Source organism: Devosia sp. (assembly GCF_014860165.1).
GTDB lineage: Bacteria > Pseudomonadota > Alphaproteobacteria > Rhizobiales > Devosiaceae > Devosia.
In genome coordinates, this window is record NZ_JACZKG010000032.1 from 22,420 (window position 1) to 39,954 (window position 17,535).

The following is a 17,535-nucleotide window of genomic DNA, read 5'->3' on the forward strand; positions in this document are numbered from 1 at the left end:
TCGGAACGCCGGCCTACATGTGCCGCAGTATGTGCTCCACCCGCTCGTCCGGAGGCAGGGCCGGCACCGTCTCACAAGGGAAGCTGAGAGACTGGTAGACCTCGGTCAACAACTCATGGATTCGGTGTTGGGCATCTGTATCCTCGGTCCTGGCGTAATCCTTCTGAAGTGGCAGCAGGTCGAGAATGAAGATCTTCCGATACGAAACGGCCTTTAACGCCTCAAGGAGCTCGGGCTCGGGCTCAAGGCCGAGGTAGCGGTAATAAGCCAGCGCATCTGGAAGGGCGCGGTCGAGAAACCAAACCTCGTTTGAGTCGAGGCTTTGTTCCTGCTCGATCTGCATATGCAGAACGCCCTTCTGGAACTCACGCTGGTTGGCGCGGATCTCAGCGACGGTCCGTCCCGTGACGCGCTGGGTATCGATGAAGTGCCGCGCATGCTCGATGGTCGTGCGATAGCCGCGCGCCGCGAGCAGCTCGATGGTCGTCGTCTTGCCCGAACTTGGACCGCCGGTGATCACATACCAGTTTGTCATAGGCGGCAGACTGACACGCGGGAGTGATCGTGCATTTGATCGGGGTCAATTGGCAGCGCCGCGGCTGCTGGTCAGCTGTCCTTCGGAGCCGTAGTCCTCGGCCGTGTAGATCTCGCCCTGCATGACGTAGAATTCCTGGTCGACCGGCGGCAGCCCTTCCGCGGGCTCGACCAGGATCAGCCCATACATGCCATTGGCAATGTGCTCGGCCGCCAGCGGCGTCGCACAATGATAGACATAGAGCCCGGGCTTGGTTGCCAGGAACGAAAAGCTCCTAGCTTCCCCAGGCATTGCATGGGTGGCATCGCCGCCGCCCGTGTGCACGACGTGGACATCCTCGTCACCGAAAACGGCCTGGCGGACCTGCGCGAGCTTGCCCCGCGCGAGCGCGCTGCCGTGATCATCGCCAATTGCGTGCGTCCGAGTTATTCGCGAACAGCTGGCTGATTACTTCAGGCGCGCCCTGGTCAAGGGTGGCCATACCCGTCGTCTGCTGGCCCCTGGCTTACGAGGCGAAAGCGCACCGGAACCATGCCCGCAGGAGAAGTGCGGCCGCCCTGCCCCGGAGCCCGGCCACGCCCTGGCGCCAGTGATTCCCGATTCTCATGCCGCTTGACCGAGATCAAGACGCAGGCCCGACCGCTGGTATTAGGTCGGCGCAGGAGACGGAGAGAAAAATGGAACGCATCCACATCACGCAGCACACATCCCTTGGCGCCTTCTGGTTTGCCGGCTGGTTGTTCTCGATCGGCTACCTGAAGCTGGATTTCCTCATGGGCCTGCTCGGTCTGGTGATCTGGCCATATTTCCTCGGTTCCCATTTCACCGCAGCTTAGGACGATATCCATGACCTATGATTTTAACGGCAAGGTCGCCATCGTGACGGGCGCCGCTTCCGGCATCGGCGCCGCCGTCGCCAAGGCACTGGCAGCCGATGGCGCCAGCGTAGTCCTGGCTGATCTTGATCGCCGCGGCGCCGAGGAAGTCACGGAAGCGATCGTCGCCAAAGGCGGCAAGGCAATCGCGCTCGAAACCAATGTCGCCGATGCGCTCGAAGTCGAGGCCATGGTCGAAACGGCCAAGCGGACCTATGGCGGCCTCCATCTTGCCGTCAACAATGCCGGGATAGGCGGGCCATCCGCTCCTACGGGGGAATATCCCCTCGAGGGATGGCACAAGGTGATCGACACCAACCTGCACAGCGTCTTCTACGGCATGCGCTACCAGATCCCCGCCATCATTGCCTCGGGAGGTGGCGCAATCGTCAACATGGCTTCCATCCTGGGCAGCGTTGGCTTTGCCAACGCACCGGCCTATGTGGCGGCCAAGCACGGCATACTCGGCCTCACCAAGGTGGCGGCCATGGAATACGCCAAGCAGGGCGTGCGCATCAATTCGATCGGACCGGGCTTCATCGATACCCCGCTGCTCTCCAAGAATCTCGACGAAGCGGCACTGACCTATGTCCGCGGCCTGCATCCAGTGGGGCGCTTGGGCACGTCCGAGGAAGTCGCGGCGCTCACATCGTTCCTGCTCTCGGACCAGGCCTCCTTCATCACCGGCAGCTATCACCTCGTCGATGGCGGCTACACGGCGCAGTAGCGCCAACGAAGGGCTGATCCGCCGCACAGCGAAACCCACGGCCCATGGAGGCTCACATGAAAGCTCTTTCGGCACTCGCCATAGCGCTCCTGCTCCTGCTGCCCGTGGCCTCCCACGCGGCGGAGGCCAGGTTGACGATCGGCGGCGATCAATATGCCGCCGGCCAGGCAGCCAGCATCGCCGAGGCCGTCACCCATGACGCCTTTGCGGCCGGCTACGACGTGACCCTCAAGGCGCCGGTCGCTGGCGACGCCCACCTTGCGGGCTTCAACGTCAACGTCGACTCCGACGTAACGGGCGACCTTTACGCCGCCGGAGCCACCGTCAACGTCCGCGGCACGGTGGGTGGCGACGTAACGGCATTCGGCAGCACGGTATCGCTGCGGGCTGGCCAGCCGGTTACGGGCAATGTGCGACTTGTCGGCAGTAGCGTCACCCTCGATACCCCGGTATCGGGCGCCGGCATCGTCACCGCCCAGACCCTCAACCTCAATGCCAGAGTCGCAGGCGATCTCGAATTCTTTGGCGAGAATGTCGTCTTTGGTCCCGCCGCCAGCGTGGCGGGCGTCGTCACGATCCATGCCCGAAAGGAAATCCCGGTTCCCGAAACGGTCGCCTCGGCCGATCGTGTCAAATTAATCCAGCTGGAGGACACCGACTACGCCTCCGAGGCCGGGAAAACTGCCGATCATGTCGTGCGCAGCATCTGGCCGGCCGTGTGGGCCGTCGCCCTTTGGTGGCTGCTGCTCGGCGTCATGGGCATCCTCTTCATCACCCTTGCCACGCGTCTGGTCGTCACGCTCGAGGCCGTCTCCCGGAAGCGCCCTTTCCGCAGTATCGGGCTCGGCTTGCTCAGCTTTGCCGCGGTGCTTGGCCTTGTTCCAGTATTCGCCTTGACCCTGGTCGGGATCTTCCTGCTGCCATTCGTCCTGATCTTCGTGGTCCTGGCCTGCGCCCTGGCCTACCTCGCCGGCACATATCTTGTCGGTGCGCGGATCGCATCAGCGCTGCTGCCTGTCGATACCAACCTCAAGCGCGTCGGCCTGCTGGCTGTCTCGATCATCGTCGCGGGACTTCTGGGCATGATCCCTGTCATCGGCTGGCTGATCACCCTTCTGCTGCTGGTCTTCGGCTTTGGCACCATCGCTGTCGTGACCATGGTGCGCTGGAGCAGACAGGACGTTGAACGCATTGCCGCTGCCGAAACCCAAGCGGCTGCAGCGCCCGGCAACCCGTAATCACCGGAACCACCTAAAAGGACAACGAATATGACCTATCACGCCTGCGTCTGGATCGATCACCGCGAAGCCAAGATCTTCGAAATCACGGCAAGTGACGCGACGACCAGCCATGTGACCGATGAGCGGCCCCAATACCACATCCACGGCAAGGCCGACCACATCGACAAGGGTCAGGTGCCGATGGATCGCACCATGCTCGATGCCGTTGCCGACAAGCTCAAGGCCGCCAAGGGCATCCTGATCGTCGGCCCGGGCAATGCAAAGACCGCGCTCAAGGCGTTTCTGGAAGAGCACCACGCCGCCATCGCCGCCAATATCTGGGACGTGCAGCCCAGCGACCATCCCAGCGACGCCCAGCTCATCGCCTCGACGCGGACATGGTTCCACGCCCAGGACCGCATGAAATAACGCGGCGACAGCCGGAGCGCGAGGACACGGAAAATGGTGTCGCGAAGGGTAATCCTTGGACTGGGCGTGGCGGCGGCGGGTATTTCCGCTGCCGGCGGCCTGACGGCGCTGGCCTATGGCGACGACATGGCACGCGCCAGCGCGCTGGTGGCGCCGGAGTTGAGCAAGGTGATCCCCACGCGTTTCGGCGACCTGGAATATGCCGAAGCCGGGACAGGCACGCCGCTGCTGATGGTGCACGGGACGGGTGGCGGCTTTGACCAGGGCCTGTTCTTTGCCAGGCGTTTCGTCGATGGCGGTTACCGCGTTATTGCTCCGTCCCGGTTTGGCTATCTCCGCTCGGCCTTTCCCAGCGATCCATCCTCCGAAAACCAGGCGGATGCCTTTGTTGAGCTCTTGGATGCGCTCGGCATTGGCAGCGTCGCCATTGCCGGTGGTTCGGCCGGTGCACTATCGGCGATTGCATTCGCCATTCGCCACCCCGACCGCTGCGCCGCGCTGCTGCCGCTCGTTCCGGCCACTTACGTGCCTCGCAGCGACCCAGTGCAATCGGTTCCTCCCGACCAGATGCAACTGGCAATGGCAGTCCTGAAATCCGACTTCCTGTTCTGGCTGGCGATCCGGACCGTGCCGGACCTGCTGACCGAGGCCCTGCTCGCCACCAAGCCTGACCTGGTCAGGGCGGCCGATCCCTCGGAGCAAGCCAGGGCGCGTCATATCCTGAACTCGATCCTCCCGGTCAGCCGCCGAGCCCAGGGGCTTTTGAACGATACGCACCTCGCCGGAAACCCGGCAGAGATGGCGATCGAGACCATTACCGCCCCTACCCTGGCAGTCTCTTACGAAGACGACGGCTTCGGCACCGCACTCGCGGCTCGCTATGTGGGGGACAAAGTCCCCGGCGCGCGCGCGCATATCTTTGCCGATGGCGGCCATATCGGCATCGGGCACGATGCCGAGTCCTTTGCCGTGATCGACATGTTCCTCAGGGAGATCGGCTACAGCGCGTGACTAGTGCGACATCAGCACTGTCATCTGGGGGCGCGAGACGACGCCGCGCGTGGCCCCGCCAAGCACCCATTCGGTGAGGCGATTGTGGCCATAGGCTCCCATCACCAACAGGCCCGCGCCTGCGGACAGGGAGGCCTGCTGCAGACGGTCGCCAATATCGAGCGTACCCCGCCCTGCGCGCGCAAACTCGCAGACGACGCCACGATAGCGCAGGTGCTCGGCGAGCAGGTCGTTGCGAACCGACTCTAGCGGCTTGTCGTCGTCGACCGTCAGGATAGTCACCTTCTTGGCACCGTCGATGATGGGCAAGGCGTCGCGAACGGCACGAGCCGCCGCGCGACTACCATCCCAGGCGATGGCGACGATCTCGGCATGAAATGCCACATCCGCGCCGGGCATCAGCAGGACGGGACCGCCGGAGCCGAACAGGACAGCTTCGGCCACCGCAATCTGCGCTTCGGTGCCGCATTCGGGAAGGATGGTATAGTCCGAGGTTCTGGCCGCCGCGGCAACCATGTCGGGAAGCAGCTCGGGCGCTCCCCGCAATCGCTGCGACACCAATGGCAACTGCAGGCCTGCGGCAGCCGCTTCTGCAACGCCCAGCAGCTCGGTGGCCCGTGCGCGGCTCTTCGCTTCGGCATCGGCGATCATGGCGGAAAGGTCGAGCAGCGCCTCGCCCAGAAAACTCCTTATGTTCCGAATGTCCACCTCGCCGGCCTGAACCGTTACCCGCCCGCCCAGGCGCGCGGCAAGACTAAGAGCCCGGCGCAAGGCGTCTTTGTCGGTCGGGTCCGGAAAGGTAAGCAGCGGCATGAAGAAATCGAATGCCATGGTGTCTCTCCTCGGTGGCCGGCCGCAATTGGGATGCCCGTCAGATGCAGATCCCGGCCAGTCGCTCCCGGTCGAGCACGACAACCCTGTCCGCCGACGGCAGGCGGACGAGGCCGCGATCCTTCAGTACCCGCAGGGCGCGCGAGACAGTCTCGAAGGTCAGCCCCAGATAGTCGCCGATATCGATGCGCTGCATCTGCAGTGCGACGGTCTCGTCAGAATCCTGCTGCTCCATGAGGTTGAGCAAGAAGCGCGCCAGACGTTCGCTGGCGCTGGCGCGACCCAGCAGCAGCAGATGCGACTGGACCTTTGCAATGCTGCGCAGGGCGAGCTGGAGCAACCCGTCGGCAGCGGACAGGTCACCCGACCTTACGCGCAGGGTTCGAATTCCCGCACCATCAACGCTCTCCGCGTAGCACTGATGCTCGCGACCCGGATCGAAGCCGAACACGTCCCCGGCAAAATAGAATGCCGTGATCTGACGACGGCCATCGCTGGTGATGCGGCAGAGCCGCACGGTGCCGAACTCGACAAGGTATAGCGGGCCGACACTGTCGCCCTGGCCATAGATCGTCGCGTTGATGGGGTAAAAATCGACCGGACCCATAGCGGTGTGCTTGAGCACCTTGGCGAGGTCGGGATCAGTCACTACAGGCATTTGCGTGTCGGCGTCATGCCGCAAGCCGTTTTGAATGAACATGTCTGCTTCCCCTGTTTGCTGGTCTGCAGACTTACTTATTCGTGCTTTTGACAAAACTCCGGTCGTGCCCCCCGGGACTCTACGTACCTGATATGTTCCATGCCCAAACCGCCTGCCGCGTGGACTCGTGGAAGGTCTTCACGCCCCCTGCCCCAACGGCTCCCGGGGGCTCAGGTGGCGATTGCGGTTGAATCCACACCGGCATCCATGGTCATTCTGACCAGTTCGGCCAGCGTGCGGGCCTGCATCTTGGCCATGACGGTCGCGCGGTAGCCTTCCACCGTGCGGGGGCTGATCCCGAGATCGAAGGCGATGACCTTGTTTGGGAGCCCCCTGAGCACCCCGGCCAGCACCTGGCGCTCGCGGTCACTCAACAGGGCCAGTGCTTCGACCACGCGAGTACGGTTCTGCTCGGCCCGGTAGTTAGCCCCGGCACGGTCGACGGCCCGGCCGATCGATTCGAGAATGGTCTCCTTGCTGAAAGGCTTCTCGATGAAATCCATGGCGCCGTTCTTCATGGCCTCCACGGCCATCTGCACGTCGCCGTGACCGGTGACCATGATCGTGGGGAGCATGGCAGATAGGGCATTCAGCCTTTTGAGCAGTTCTATACCGTCGATATCGGGCATCCGCAGGTCCGTTACCAGGCAGCCATTGCCGACGCCTTCCGCGATCTTCAGGAATTCGCCGGCAGACGCGTGCGTCCGCACGGCATATCCTGCAGCATCGAGCAGAAATGCGAGCGAGGATCGGACTGAATCCTCATCGTCAACGATGTGAACGACAATCTCGGCGTTACTCATCAGGCTGGTGGCTCTGCATTGGGAGTGTGAAGGTAAAGGTCGTGCCGCCGCTGTTATTGCGGGCAGCAGAGATCGCTCCCCCATGGGCCTCGACTATCCTCTTGGAGATCGACAGTCCGATGCCCATGCCGCCCGCCTTTGACGTTACGAAAGGTTGAAACAGCCGGCCAGCCACCTCGTCGGGAATGCCTGAACCGGTGTCGGAAACTTCGATGCGCACCATGCCATCGCTTGCCGCAGAGGTTTCCACCAGCAGTTCCCTGACCGGGGCCTCCCGCATCGCCTCGATGGCGTTGCGCATCAGATTGGTCAAGACCTGCTGGATCTGCACCCGATCCACTGTTACCAGGCCCGTATCGCCCGCAAACCGGAAATCGGCCCGCACGCCATATTCCCGTGACCCGACCAGAGCCAGCCCCGCGGCTTCTTCGACCAGCCGCTTTATGTCCTCGGGGGCCTTCTCTGTCTCGCCACGGGTCACGAACTCCCGGAGATGGCGGATGATATCGCCGGCACGCAGCGATTGCTTGGATACCTCCGCCAGGGCGCTGCGCAACTTGTTGGCAAAGGTTTCATCGACCCGGTCAAGCAGCAGCACACCACCCTGCGCGTAGTTGGCGATCGCCGACAGCGGCTGGTTCAGTTCGTGCGCCAGCGTCGACGCCATTTCCCCCAGTTCGTTCAGCCTGGCCAGTCGCGCCAGTTCGGAATGTGCCGATTCAAGCAGCGCGGCATTCTCCTGCCGCTCGGTGAGGTCCTGAATGAAGCCCGTGAAGAAGGACCGCTCGCCTGTCCGCGTTTCGCCCACCGCCAGGGACATTGGAAAGGTCGATCCATCCTTCCGTTGCCCCACCACGACCCGATCCTTGCCAATGATGCGCGCCTCGCCCGTCCTCAGGTATCGCGCGAGATATGCATCATGCTGGCTGCGGTAGGGCTCGGGCATGAGGACACTGACATTCCGTCCGATGACCTCGACTGGATCATAGCCGAATTGCCGCGTCGCCGCTCGATTGAACGTCATGATCGTTCCGTCAGTCTCGATGGCCACCGTTGCGTCCGGTACCGTGTCGAGGATCGACTGCAGATGCATTTCCCGGCGCTCGACCTCCCATTGCGTCTGCGCCGCCTTTTGTTGGGCACGATGGAGCATACCCCCCAGCCAGGCCATCAGGAGACCTACGACAAGGAAAAGCACCAGGTTCACGCCTGGAGCGACCAGCGTATCGACATGGAGCGTGGAGAGGTAGAAGACCGCGGGAGAGGCAATGAGCGTCGCAAATATCCCGGGGGCAAAACCACCAAGGATGACGGCGACCAGAATGACTGGCGTGAAGAGCAGCCCAACCGCCGAAGTAGGCAGATAGTCATCCATCGCAAAGCGCAGCGGGAAGACGGCAAGCACCAGCACAAGTGCGGCGGCGTAAGGCAGCCATCTATTCTGGGCCATTTCGAACATCCAGACTTTCCGCGCCACCGAGCCGTCCTGCAACCATCCGCTCACAGCCGAAGTGGTAATCCTTCGGAACTGCAGTGGCAAGGAGACGCCACCTGCGCGGCAACGCCCAACTACCTGTCATCCCGGAACTTTCTCCGGCCCGGAGAGCCGAGGGGCGTTCTACCCGAACCGGATCGTGATCAACGGGCGCGGGCGCCCTGGCGCCTGCGGCGCAACCATTTGTCTGCCTCCATAACCAGAAGGAGCGACGCTGCGACGCCCAGGAGCATCGCCCAGATGGCCGGACTGACGGGCTGAACCTCCAGTACATCGCGAAGAACAGGAATGTAGGGAGCCGCCAGATGCAGCGTTTGCGCGACCGCAATCGAAGCCATAAGCGGCCAGTTGTGTGAGAGGGGTATCCGGAATGCAGAGCGGGTCTCCGAGCGCACATTGAACGCATGCACGTTTTCGAAGAGCACCATCAGAATGAGCAGGAGATTGCGGGCTTCAACCTCGGGGACGCCCAGCGACAGTGCCCAGGCGAAGACGGCGAAGGCGACGACGCCCATATAGATTCCCGAGACCGCGACCTGGCGAATGAGCAGCCCGTCCAGGAGGCGTTCGGTTGGCCGACGCGGCGGCTTGTCGAGCAGGTCCGACTCGGGTTTCTCGAAGGCCAGCGCCACATCCTGTCCCCCATTGGTGACCAGGTTGAGCCAGAGCAGTTGCACCGCGCCCAGCGGCAAGGGCAGGCCCGTGGCCACCGACAGGAAGAATATGATCGCCTCGGCCGCGCCGGTGCTGATCAGCAGGTAGATGACCTTGCGAATATTGGCATAGGCCGCCCTGCCCTCCTCGATCCCAGCAACGATGGAAGCGAAGTTGTCGTCGGTCAACACAAGGTCGGATGCGTCGCGGGCCGCATCGGTCCCGTCGCGCCCCATGGACACGCCGATATCGGCGCGGACCAAAGCGGGTGCATCATTCACACCGTCGCCGGTCATTGCCACGAAGTGACCAGCGGCCCTGAGCCCCTCCACGATCTGGACCTTTTGGGACGGTTCGACCCGGGCGAAGACCCGCGCTGCCGCCACACGGGCCGTCGCGCCGGCGTCGCCTTCGGCAAGCACCAGATCCTTGCCGGTAACCACCTCCCCGGCATGTGTCGCCAGCCCAAGTTGCCGCGCGATGGCCAGCGCCGTCCCCGGATGATCGCCAGTAATCATCCGTACCTCGACCCCGGCACGATGGCAATCGGCCACCGCTTGGCGCGCTTCCGGCCGCAGGGGATCGATGAACCCCACCAGACCGAGCAAGGTCAGGCCGGTGAGCTCCTCCTCCAGCCCTCCGGCCTCCGCCATCTCCACGCCCTTGGTTGCGATGGCCAGAACGCGATATCCCTCGCCGGCCATGATCTCGACCTGCCGCGCGGCCTCCATCGCATTCATGCTGAGTGGCAAGATGACCTCTGGCGCACCCTTCACGTGTATGAAGTGACCATCCTCGTGCCGGTTGAGCGTGGCCGAATACCGTCGCTCCGCCGAGAACGGCACCTCGTCCAGTCGAGGCGCCCCGGCTCTCAAGGCGCTGGCATCGATCGCGTTTTTCTCGGCCAGCCAGAGCAGGGCAATGTCGACGGTGTCGCCGACGCCACCGTCATCCGAGGCGACGTCCAGCCAGGCGTCATTGCAGAGCGCGGCGGACCGGCCGAGCGCCGTGAGTTCGGCGCGAAGACTTCCACCCCCACTGTCTTCCCCCTCCGCCAGGGCGATGGACCCGTAACCAGGGATCCAGACCCACTCGGCGGTGAGCTCGTTCACGGTCAGCGTTCCGGTCTTGTCGGTGGCAATGACCGTGCAGGCGCCCAATCCCTCGACGGCCGGCAAATGGCGCACGATCACGTTGCGCCTCGCCATTCTCCTTGTGGCTATGGACAGGGCCACGGTGACGGCCACCGGCAGACCCTCGGGAATGATGGAGACTGCCAGCGCAACACCGACCAGCAGCACCTCCTTGAGTTCGGCGCCGGCCAGCAGCCTGGGCGCGACGATTGCGGCGACCAGGACCAGCGCGACCACGCCCAACGCCCTGGTAAAGCCGTCAAGCCTCTTGGTCAGTGGCGGCTCCGTTCCCGGCCCGGCCACCGTTTCGGCGATATGCCCGAGTTCCGTGTTCGTCCCGGTGGCAACGACGAATCCCTCACACCGGCCGACCCTGGCGACAGTTCCCGCAAAGAGCTGATTGCGCCTGTCAGCGAGTGGTGTATCGGGCGACAGGGCGACGTTCGCTTCCTTTTCCACCAGTGCGGACTCGCCGGTCATCGACGACTCGTCGATGAGAAACTCGACCGACCTGATCAGGCGAAGGTCTGCAGGAACACGATCCCCAGCCTCGACAAGGACCACGTCACCCGGCACGAGGTCGCGGCCGTCCACCACCACGGTTTCGCCGTCGCGACGGACCTTTGCCAACGTCCGCAGGGCGCTGCGCAATGCGGCAGTGTTGGCATCGGCGCGCGCTTCCTGCGTGGCGCCGATTGCCGAGTTGATGATCAGGATGACGAAGATGAACGCTGCATCGGCACCATCGCCCATGACCACTGAGGCCGCCCCCGCCAGCAGAAGCAGGTAGATCAGCGGGCTACGAAGCTGCCCCAGCACGATGGCGATCAGCGACCGTCGCTTTGGCGGCTTCAGCGCATTGGGTCCAAACCTGTCCAGGCGGCGCCTGGCCTCCTCAGAATCCAGACCGCCAGATTCGGCTTCCAGCTGGGCTCCGACCTGATCCACCGGAAGGGCATGCCAGGAAATCTCTTTCTGCAGCAATTGCATGAACCTTCCACCGCCGGAAAATGGGCGTCGCGCCTCTTATGCCCCGACGCTCTCCACTGCCACTTGACCGACGTCAAGACTGGCGCCGCCACGATCCAGGATACTTCTCCAGGGATTGAATGTGGTGAGAGCAATGAAAGCAATGAGGTTGCATCGGCCAGGCCAGCCGCTGATCCTGGAGGAGGTCGATCGCCCCACCCCCCTGCCTGACGAGGTCCTTATCAGGGTCAGGGCGTGCGGAGTCTGCCGAACCGACCTCCACATTGTGGATGGCGACCTGCCCGCACACGTCCTGCCGCTCATACCGGGGCACGAAATCGTCGGCGAAGTGATCCAGGCAGGCGCTGAGGTTACGACCTTGCGCATCGGCCAGAGGGTCGGCGTTCCCTGGTTGGGGCGGACATGCGGCACCTGCGAATATTGCACCTCCGGGCGGGAGAACCTGTGCGACAGGCCGGCCTTCACCGGCTATGACCTCGATGGCGGCTATGCCGAATTCGCCGTCGCGCATGCGGCCGCCTGCATCCCGCTCCCCGACAACCTGGGCGACAGCCACCAGGCCCCACTCCTGTGCGCCGGCCTCATCGGCTTCCGCGCCTACCGAGCCGCAGGGCCCGTCAAGACCCTAGGCATCATCGGCTTTGGCGCTGCCGCGCATATCATCGCCCAGATCGCCCGTTCGGACGGGGTAAAGATATTTGCCTTCACCAAGCCATCGGACGAGGCGGCACGCCGCTTCGCCCTCGACCTCGGGGCAGCCTGGGCCGGCGGATCCGATCAGTCACCGCCGGGCAGGCTCGACGCCGTCATCATCTTCGCGCCCGACGGCTCACTGGTTCCGCGCGCGCTGCAACTGGTCCGCAAGGGAGGGCGGGTGGTTTGCGCAGGCATCCACATGTCGGACATACCGGCCTTCCCGTATTTCGACCTGTGGGGTGAGCGACACATCTGCTCGGTCGCCAACCTCACCCGCGCCGACGCTGCAGATTTCTTCGCCCGCATCCAGACTATCGAGTTGAAAACCGTCGTCGTGCCCTACGCCCTGAGCGACGCAAACGTCGCCTTGTCCGATCTGCGCGACGGGAGGTTGAATGGGGCAGCCGTCCTGGTGCTCTGAGGCGACATCCTACGGGAGAGTCGCCCGCCGTTTGACGCGGATCAAGGCGGCGGACACACGCCTGTCGCCATTATCAGGCATGTTAGACCGATCCGCTGCACCCTCCGTTGCCAAAGGCGAGCCGCTGCTGCGGACGAGCGGCCTCTCCAAGACCTATGATATGGGCGAACTGAAGGTGGTCGCGCTCAATCAGGTAGATTTCTCCGCCAATGCCGGCGAGTTCATCGTCATCCTGGGGCCATCCGGCTCTGGCAAGTCGACCTTTCTCAACCTCATCGGCGGCCTGGATACGGCCACATCGGGCGAAGCCTGGTTCCAGGATCATCAGCTTACCGGTGCGCGCGAGGCCGCACTCACACGCTATCGGCGCGACCATGTGGGCTTCGTGTTTCAGTTCTACAACCTGGTTCCGAGCCTGACCGCCCGCGAGAATGTCCGGCTGGTTACCGAGATCGCACGCAATCCCATGCGCCCCGAGGAAGCGCTTGACATGGTTGGGCTGGGCACCCGCATGGACCACTTCCCAGCCCAGCTCTCCGGCGGCGAGCAGCAGCGCGTCGCCATCGCCCGGGCCATCGCCAAGCGACCCGATCTCCTGCTTTGTGACGAACCCACCGGCGCGCTTGATTCCAAGACCGGGGTGGTGGTGCTCGAAGCTCTCACCAGGGTCAATGCCGAGTTGGGCACGACGACCCTGGTCATCACTCACAATGTCGCCATTCGCGCCATCGCCGACCGGGTCGTGAACTTCGCCGATGGCGGAATTGCCTCGATCCAGGTCAATGCCCAGCGGATGTCAGCATCCTCGGTCGGCTGGTGACCTGATGCACGCCCTCCATCTAAAGCTGTTGCGGGAGATGCGGCGGCTCTGGCCGCAGATACTGGCCATCGCGCTGGTCATGGCCGCCGGCGTCGCGACGCTCGTCATCGGCGTCGGGACCTATCAGTCCCTGGCACAGACGCGGAGCGCCTATTACGAGAGCCACCGCTTTGCCGACATCTTCGCCACGGTCACCCGCGCCCCCCGCTCGCTGCTGACGCAGATCGCGGCGATCGATGGCGTGCTCGAGGTCGACGCGCGCATTGCCAAGCACGCCTTGATGGACCTTGAAACCATGACGGCGCCGGCCTCCGCCCTCCTGGTGTCCATACCGCGGCAGGGAGACGTGGCCCTCAACCGGATCTATCTGCGCAGCGGCCGGCTGCCTGAGGTCGGGAACACCTTCGAGGCGGTGGCAAGCGAGGTCTTCGCCGACGCCAATGGCATCCGCGAAGGATCGCGGCTCAAGCTGGTGATCAATGGGGCCCTGCGGGAGGTGACGATCACCGGCATCGCACTCTCGCCCGACTATATCTATGCCATGGCACCGGGCGAAGTGATGCCCAATGAGGGCGGGTTCGGCGTTCTATGGGTGCCCGAGCGCAATCTCGCCGCCGCCTATGACCTGGCAGGCGCCTTCAACAGCCTCTCGATAAAGCTCCTGCCGGGAGCCTCGGAGGCCGCGGCGATCGAGCGGCTGGATCGCCTGCTCGAAGCCTATGGCGGCCAGGGCGCCTACGGCCGCGAACGACAAACATCGCACGCCTATCTGGACACGGAACTGACGCAGCTACGGGCCATGAGCCAGGTGCTGCCGCCCATCTTCCTGCTGGTCGCCGCCTTTCTCGTCAATATGACGCTGACGCGGCTCATCGCGCTCGAGCGAGAGCAGATCGGCCTGCTGAAAGCCCTGGGCTATTCCTCCTGGGCGATCGCCTGGCACTATATCGAATTCGTGCTGCTGATCGCCATCCTGGGAACCGTCATCGGCTTTGCCCTGGGGATCTGGGCCGGCAATCAGCTGGCTCTCCTCTATGCCCGCTTTTACAGCTTCCCTATCCTGATCTTCAGTCGTGACCCGGCGCTTTACGTCATCGCGGCCTTCGTCACCGTGGCGGCGGCCGTTGCCGGCGCGGTGCGGGCGGCAAGCACCGCGGCCTGGTTGCCGCCGGCCGTCGCCATGCTCCCCCCTGCCCCGCCGCACTATCGACGGTTGCTGAAGGCGGACATCCGGCGTCTGTTTCCCGAGCCACGCCAGACCTCGGTGATGGTCGCCCGTCACCTGCTGCACTGGCCATGGCGCACGGTCGGGGGCGTACTGGGCGCTGCCAGTTCGGTCGCTATCCTCGTCGGTTCGCTCTGGACGGTGGGCGCCATGGAATTCATGATCGACTATACCTTCAACAAGAGCGACCGCCAGGACGCCACGCTCAATTTCGTCGCGCCCAAACCCCTGTCGGCCCTCTACGAAGTTGCGCGCCTGCCGGGCATCCTGGTCGCCGAACCCTTTCGCGTGGTGGGCGCCGAAATCGGTAGCGGACACGTTACGCGACGCCTCGCCATCAGCGGACGCCTGCCTGAGACCAGGCTGACCCGCCTGCTCGATGCTTCCTCCGCCACGGTGGCCCTTCCAGACAGCGGGCTGCTGATCACAAGGCCACTCGCCGAAGTGCTGAATGTCGGACGCGGGGAGACGGTGGAGGTCAAGCTGCTCGAGGGCCGGCGCAACACCGCGCTTCTGCCGGTTGCCGGCGTGATCGAAGGCTATCTCGGCATGGCGGCCTATATGGACATCAATGCGCTCGGCACGCTCATGGGAGAGAGCGACCTAATCTCGGGAGCGGCTGTTTCCATCGATCCAGCGTCACAGGACAAGCTGTTCTCTCTTCTCAAGGAATCGCCGTCGCTGGGTCATCTCTCCCTGCGCTCCGCTGCCCTGGAGCGCTTCCGGGAGACCATGGCGCAGAACCTGTTCGTGATGGTCGGCGTCCTGGTCGCCCTGGCGGGGGTGATCGCCTTCGGCATCGTTTACAATTTCGCCCGGATTTCGCTTTCCGAGCAGGGCCGGGAGATGGCCAGCCTCAGGGTGCTGGGTTTTCGCAAGGGCGAGGTCGCAGGGCTGCTCCTCGCCGAGATCGGTGTCGTGGTGCTGCTGGCGCAACCCTTGGGCTGGCTCCTGGGCTATGGCCTCGCCATCGCCATGGTGAAGGGCTTTTCGAGCGAGCTGTTCAGCATGCCCCTGGTCGTGGGGCCCGAGGTCTATGCCTATTCGAGCCTCGTCGTCGTCGCCTCGGCCCTGATTGCCGGCCTGGTTGTGGTGCGCCGCGTCGACCGCCTCGATATGATCGCAGTCCTCAAGACAAGGGAATAGAGCCATGTGGGGTCGCCTCGTCAGCGCCATAGTTGTCGCCCTGATCCTCGCCTCCGCGGTATGGGCCCTGTGGCCTCGTCCGATGGCGGTCGAGGTCGCCACGATTGCCAGCCGCGACCTGCAGGTGCTGGTGGAGGAAGAGGGCACCAGTCGTATCCGCGAGGTATTCCGCGTCTCGGCGCCGGTCAGCGGCAGCCTGACCCGCGTCGCCGTACATGCCGGGGACGCGGTGACCGAGGGACAGGCCGTCGCCACGATCCGGCCCGTTGACCCAGGCCTCCTCGACGAGCGCTCAAGGCGTATCGCCCAGGCAACCGTACAGGCGGCGGCAGCAGGGGTAGACCTGGCGGCCGCCAACCTCGCCCAGGCGGAAGCGCAGCAGGGCTTTGCCGCCGCCGAACTGGACCGCACCATGTCTCTGGCCGACCGCGGCCTCGTTCCCACCAGGATCGAGCAACAGGTTGTGCTTGCGGCCTCGACCGCCCAGGCTAATGTCAGCGCGGCCCAGGCCACACTGCTGATGCGCAAGCAAGAGCTTGAGAGCGCGCAGGCGTCCTTGATGGAGGGAGGCGGCGAGACGGAGGCCAGCACCTGTTGCGTGGAAGTCCGGGCTCCGGCCTCGGGGCAAGTGCTCTCGGTGCTGACCGAAAGCGCGCAGGTGGTACAGCCTGGAACGCCGCTGCTCGACATCGGCGATCCCAGCGATCTCGAGGTGGTCATCGAGGTGCTCTCCAGCGATGCAGTCCGCATCTCGGAGGGCGCGGAGGCGACGATAGACGGCTGGGGAGGTGAGCCGCTGGCAGCCCGGGTCACCCGCGTCGAGCCCACCGCCACAACGCATATCAGCGCGTTGGGCATCGAGGAGCAGCGAACCAGGGTAACGCTGGCCTTCACGGATGAACCCGCCAAGCGACTGCGGCTTGGCCATGGCTTTCACGTGATTGCCAAGGTGGTCGTCTGGGAGGGTCGCTCGCTGGTCGCCGTACCGATGGGAAGCCTGTTTCGCCACGGCGATCAATGGGCGGTGTTCGTGGTGCAAGACGGTGTGGCGACCGTAAGGGTCGTCACACTAGGCGAGCGGAACCCCGACTATGCCGTAGTCGAAACCGGCCTGTTAATGGGCGAAGAGGTGATCATTCATCCGGGAGATACCATTGCCGATGGCGTCCGCGTGGTGGCGACACCAACTCTCTAGCCGGCGGTCCGGGACTTTTGCCAAGCCCATTTGATCAGGGTCAAAATGCGCGGCCCGCTAACCTCCCATAATGGCAGCATGTTTTGTCGCTAGCCCGATCATAATGGCCGGGCAACCTATATCGGAGACCACGCATGATCGCCCTGACCCACATCCGGCTGGAACTGGCCCGCGAGACCGGACACCCCGAAGGGGACCACGCGACCGGCTACGATCTCTACCTCCCGCTGACGGCCGACGGGCACATTGACGCCGGGGCATGGCAGGCCGCGAAGGCGGATTGCCTGGTTCGCAAATTCACGTCAGACGGGCAATCTGCGGTGGGCATTATCCGGCACGGCCCCGGTGGCCGATGGGACTTCGATTATGACGACGGCGCCTCGTTTGGCGACGAGTGGGGCCACCGCCTCGATGCGGAGCGTTTTGTCCAGGGAGAATATGTCTCCATCCGTGGACCCGGCGATGCGACACACACCTATAAGGTCATCAACCTCGTCCCTGTTTGATCCCGGACTCGGAGTGAACCGGCGCCTACCCGGCCGGCCCATCGCTATCGATCTCCCCCGCTAAATGCACTCATGTCATCGCAGGCGCAGCTGCCATGCGCCGGCCCGCCTTGCTGTGGCCGA

At 64.1% G+C, this 17,535-nt stretch carries 17 protein-coding genes and 1 pseudogene; 11 read left to right on the forward strand and 7 right to left on the reverse strand.

The window, feature by feature from the left end; all coding sequences use genetic code 11:
• Positions 1-13: 13 nt before the first annotated feature.
• Together IH615_RS07165 and IH615_RS07170 are read right to left on the reverse strand one after the other, a co-directional pair.
• On the reverse strand, positions 14-520 hold the full coding sequence (locus IH615_RS07165; protein WP_291360980.1) for an ATP-binding protein: 507 nt from the start codon (positions 518-520) through the stop codon (positions 14-16).
• A gap of 60 nt (positions 521-580) precedes the next feature.
• On the reverse strand, positions 581-826 hold the full coding sequence (locus IH615_RS07170; protein WP_291360981.1) for a hypothetical protein: 246 nt from the start codon (positions 824-826) through the stop codon (positions 581-583).
• A gap of 30 nt (positions 827-856) precedes the next feature.
• On the opposite strand from IH615_RS07170, the pseudogene IH615_RS07175 reads away from it, so the two are divergent.
• The 6 genes and pseudogenes from IH615_RS07175 to IH615_RS07200 all read left to right on the forward strand — a co-directional run.
• A pseudogene (locus IH615_RS07175) lies at positions 857-1,151 on the forward strand (acetyl-CoA hydrolase/transferase C-terminal domain-containing protein); the annotation flags it as partial.
• 61 nt (positions 1,152-1,212) lie between these two features.
• Positions 1,213-1,371 (forward strand): hypothetical protein, encoded by a 159-nt coding sequence (locus IH615_RS07180; protein ID WP_291360982.1) that lies wholly within the window; start codon positions 1,213-1,215, stop codon positions 1,369-1,371.
• A gap of 10 nt (positions 1,372-1,381) precedes the next feature.
• Entirely contained in the window at positions 1,382-2,137 is a 756-nt protein-coding gene (locus tag IH615_RS07185; protein ID WP_291360983.1) for an SDR family oxidoreductase, read from the forward strand.
• Between the two features lie 56 nt (positions 2,138-2,193).
• On the forward strand, positions 2,194-3,375 hold the full coding sequence (locus IH615_RS07190; RefSeq protein ID WP_291360984.1) for a hypothetical protein: 1,182 nt from the start codon (positions 2,194-2,196) through the stop codon (positions 3,373-3,375).
• 30 nt (positions 3,376-3,405) lie between these two features.
• Positions 3,406-3,786, forward strand: coding sequence for a translational machinery protein (locus tag IH615_RS07195; protein WP_291360985.1), 381 nt, complete (start codon positions 3,406-3,408; stop codon positions 3,784-3,786).
• A gap of 33 nt (positions 3,787-3,819) precedes the next feature.
• Positions 3,820-4,797, forward strand: coding sequence for an alpha/beta hydrolase (locus IH615_RS07200; RefSeq protein WP_291360986.1), 978 nt, complete (start codon positions 3,820-3,822; stop codon positions 4,795-4,797).
• Here the strand turns inward: IH615_RS07200 and IH615_RS07205 are convergent, their stop codons facing one another.
• From IH615_RS07205 to IH615_RS07225, 5 genes are all read right to left on the reverse strand, one after another.
• Positions 4,798-5,628, reverse strand: a complete 831-nt coding sequence (locus tag IH615_RS07205) for a universal stress protein (RefSeq protein ID WP_291360987.1) — start codon at positions 5,626-5,628, stop codon at positions 4,798-4,800.
• Positions 5,629-5,668: 40 nt separating this feature from the next.
• Positions 5,669-6,286, reverse strand: coding sequence for a helix-turn-helix domain-containing protein (locus tag IH615_RS07210; RefSeq protein ID WP_291360988.1), 618 nt, complete (start codon positions 6,284-6,286; stop codon positions 5,669-5,671).
• 212 nt (positions 6,287-6,498) lie between these two features.
• Complete coding sequence (gene fixJ, locus IH615_RS07215) at positions 6,499-7,131, reverse strand: response regulator FixJ (protein WP_291360989.1); 633 nt, start codon at positions 7,129-7,131, stop codon at positions 6,499-6,501.
• Positions 7,124-8,581, reverse strand: coding sequence for a PAS domain S-box protein (locus IH615_RS07220; RefSeq protein ID WP_291360991.1), 1,458 nt, complete (start codon positions 8,579-8,581; stop codon positions 7,124-7,126). Before IH615_RS07220 ends, fixJ begins: the two co-directional genes overlap by 8 nt.
• A gap of 188 nt (positions 8,582-8,769) precedes the next feature.
• Complete coding sequence (locus IH615_RS07225) at positions 8,770-11,403, reverse strand: HAD-IC family P-type ATPase (protein WP_291360993.1); 2,634 nt, start codon at positions 11,401-11,403, stop codon at positions 8,770-8,772.
• 133 nt (positions 11,404-11,536) lie between these two features.
• On the opposite strand from IH615_RS07225, the gene IH615_RS07230 reads away from it, so the two are divergent.
• From IH615_RS07230 to IH615_RS07250, 5 genes are all read left to right on the forward strand, one after another.
• Positions 11,537-12,520, forward strand: coding sequence for a zinc-dependent alcohol dehydrogenase family protein (locus IH615_RS07230; protein ID WP_291360995.1), 984 nt, complete (start codon positions 11,537-11,539; stop codon positions 12,518-12,520).
• Between the two features lie 160 nt (positions 12,521-12,680).
• Positions 12,681-13,340, forward strand: a complete 660-nt coding sequence (locus IH615_RS07235; protein ID WP_291361117.1) for an ABC transporter ATP-binding protein — start codon at positions 12,681-12,683, stop codon at positions 13,338-13,340.
• Between the two features lie 4 nt (positions 13,341-13,344).
• A complete protein-coding gene (locus IH615_RS07240; protein ID WP_291360996.1) occupies positions 13,345-15,711 on the forward strand; it encodes an ABC transporter permease in 2,367 nt (788 codons plus the stop codon).
• 4 nt (positions 15,712-15,715) lie between these two features.
• Positions 15,716-16,906: an efflux RND transporter periplasmic adaptor subunit gene (locus IH615_RS07245; protein ID WP_291360997.1), complete on the forward strand. Its 1,191-nt coding sequence runs from the start codon at positions 15,716-15,718 to the stop codon at positions 16,904-16,906.
• Between the two features lie 134 nt (positions 16,907-17,040).
• The gene (locus IH615_RS07250; RefSeq protein WP_291360998.1) at positions 17,041-17,412 is read left to right on the forward strand and encodes a hypothetical protein; all 372 of its coding nucleotides are present in this window, start codon (positions 17,041-17,043) and stop codon (positions 17,410-17,412) included.
• Positions 17,413-17,535 lie beyond the last annotated feature (123 nt).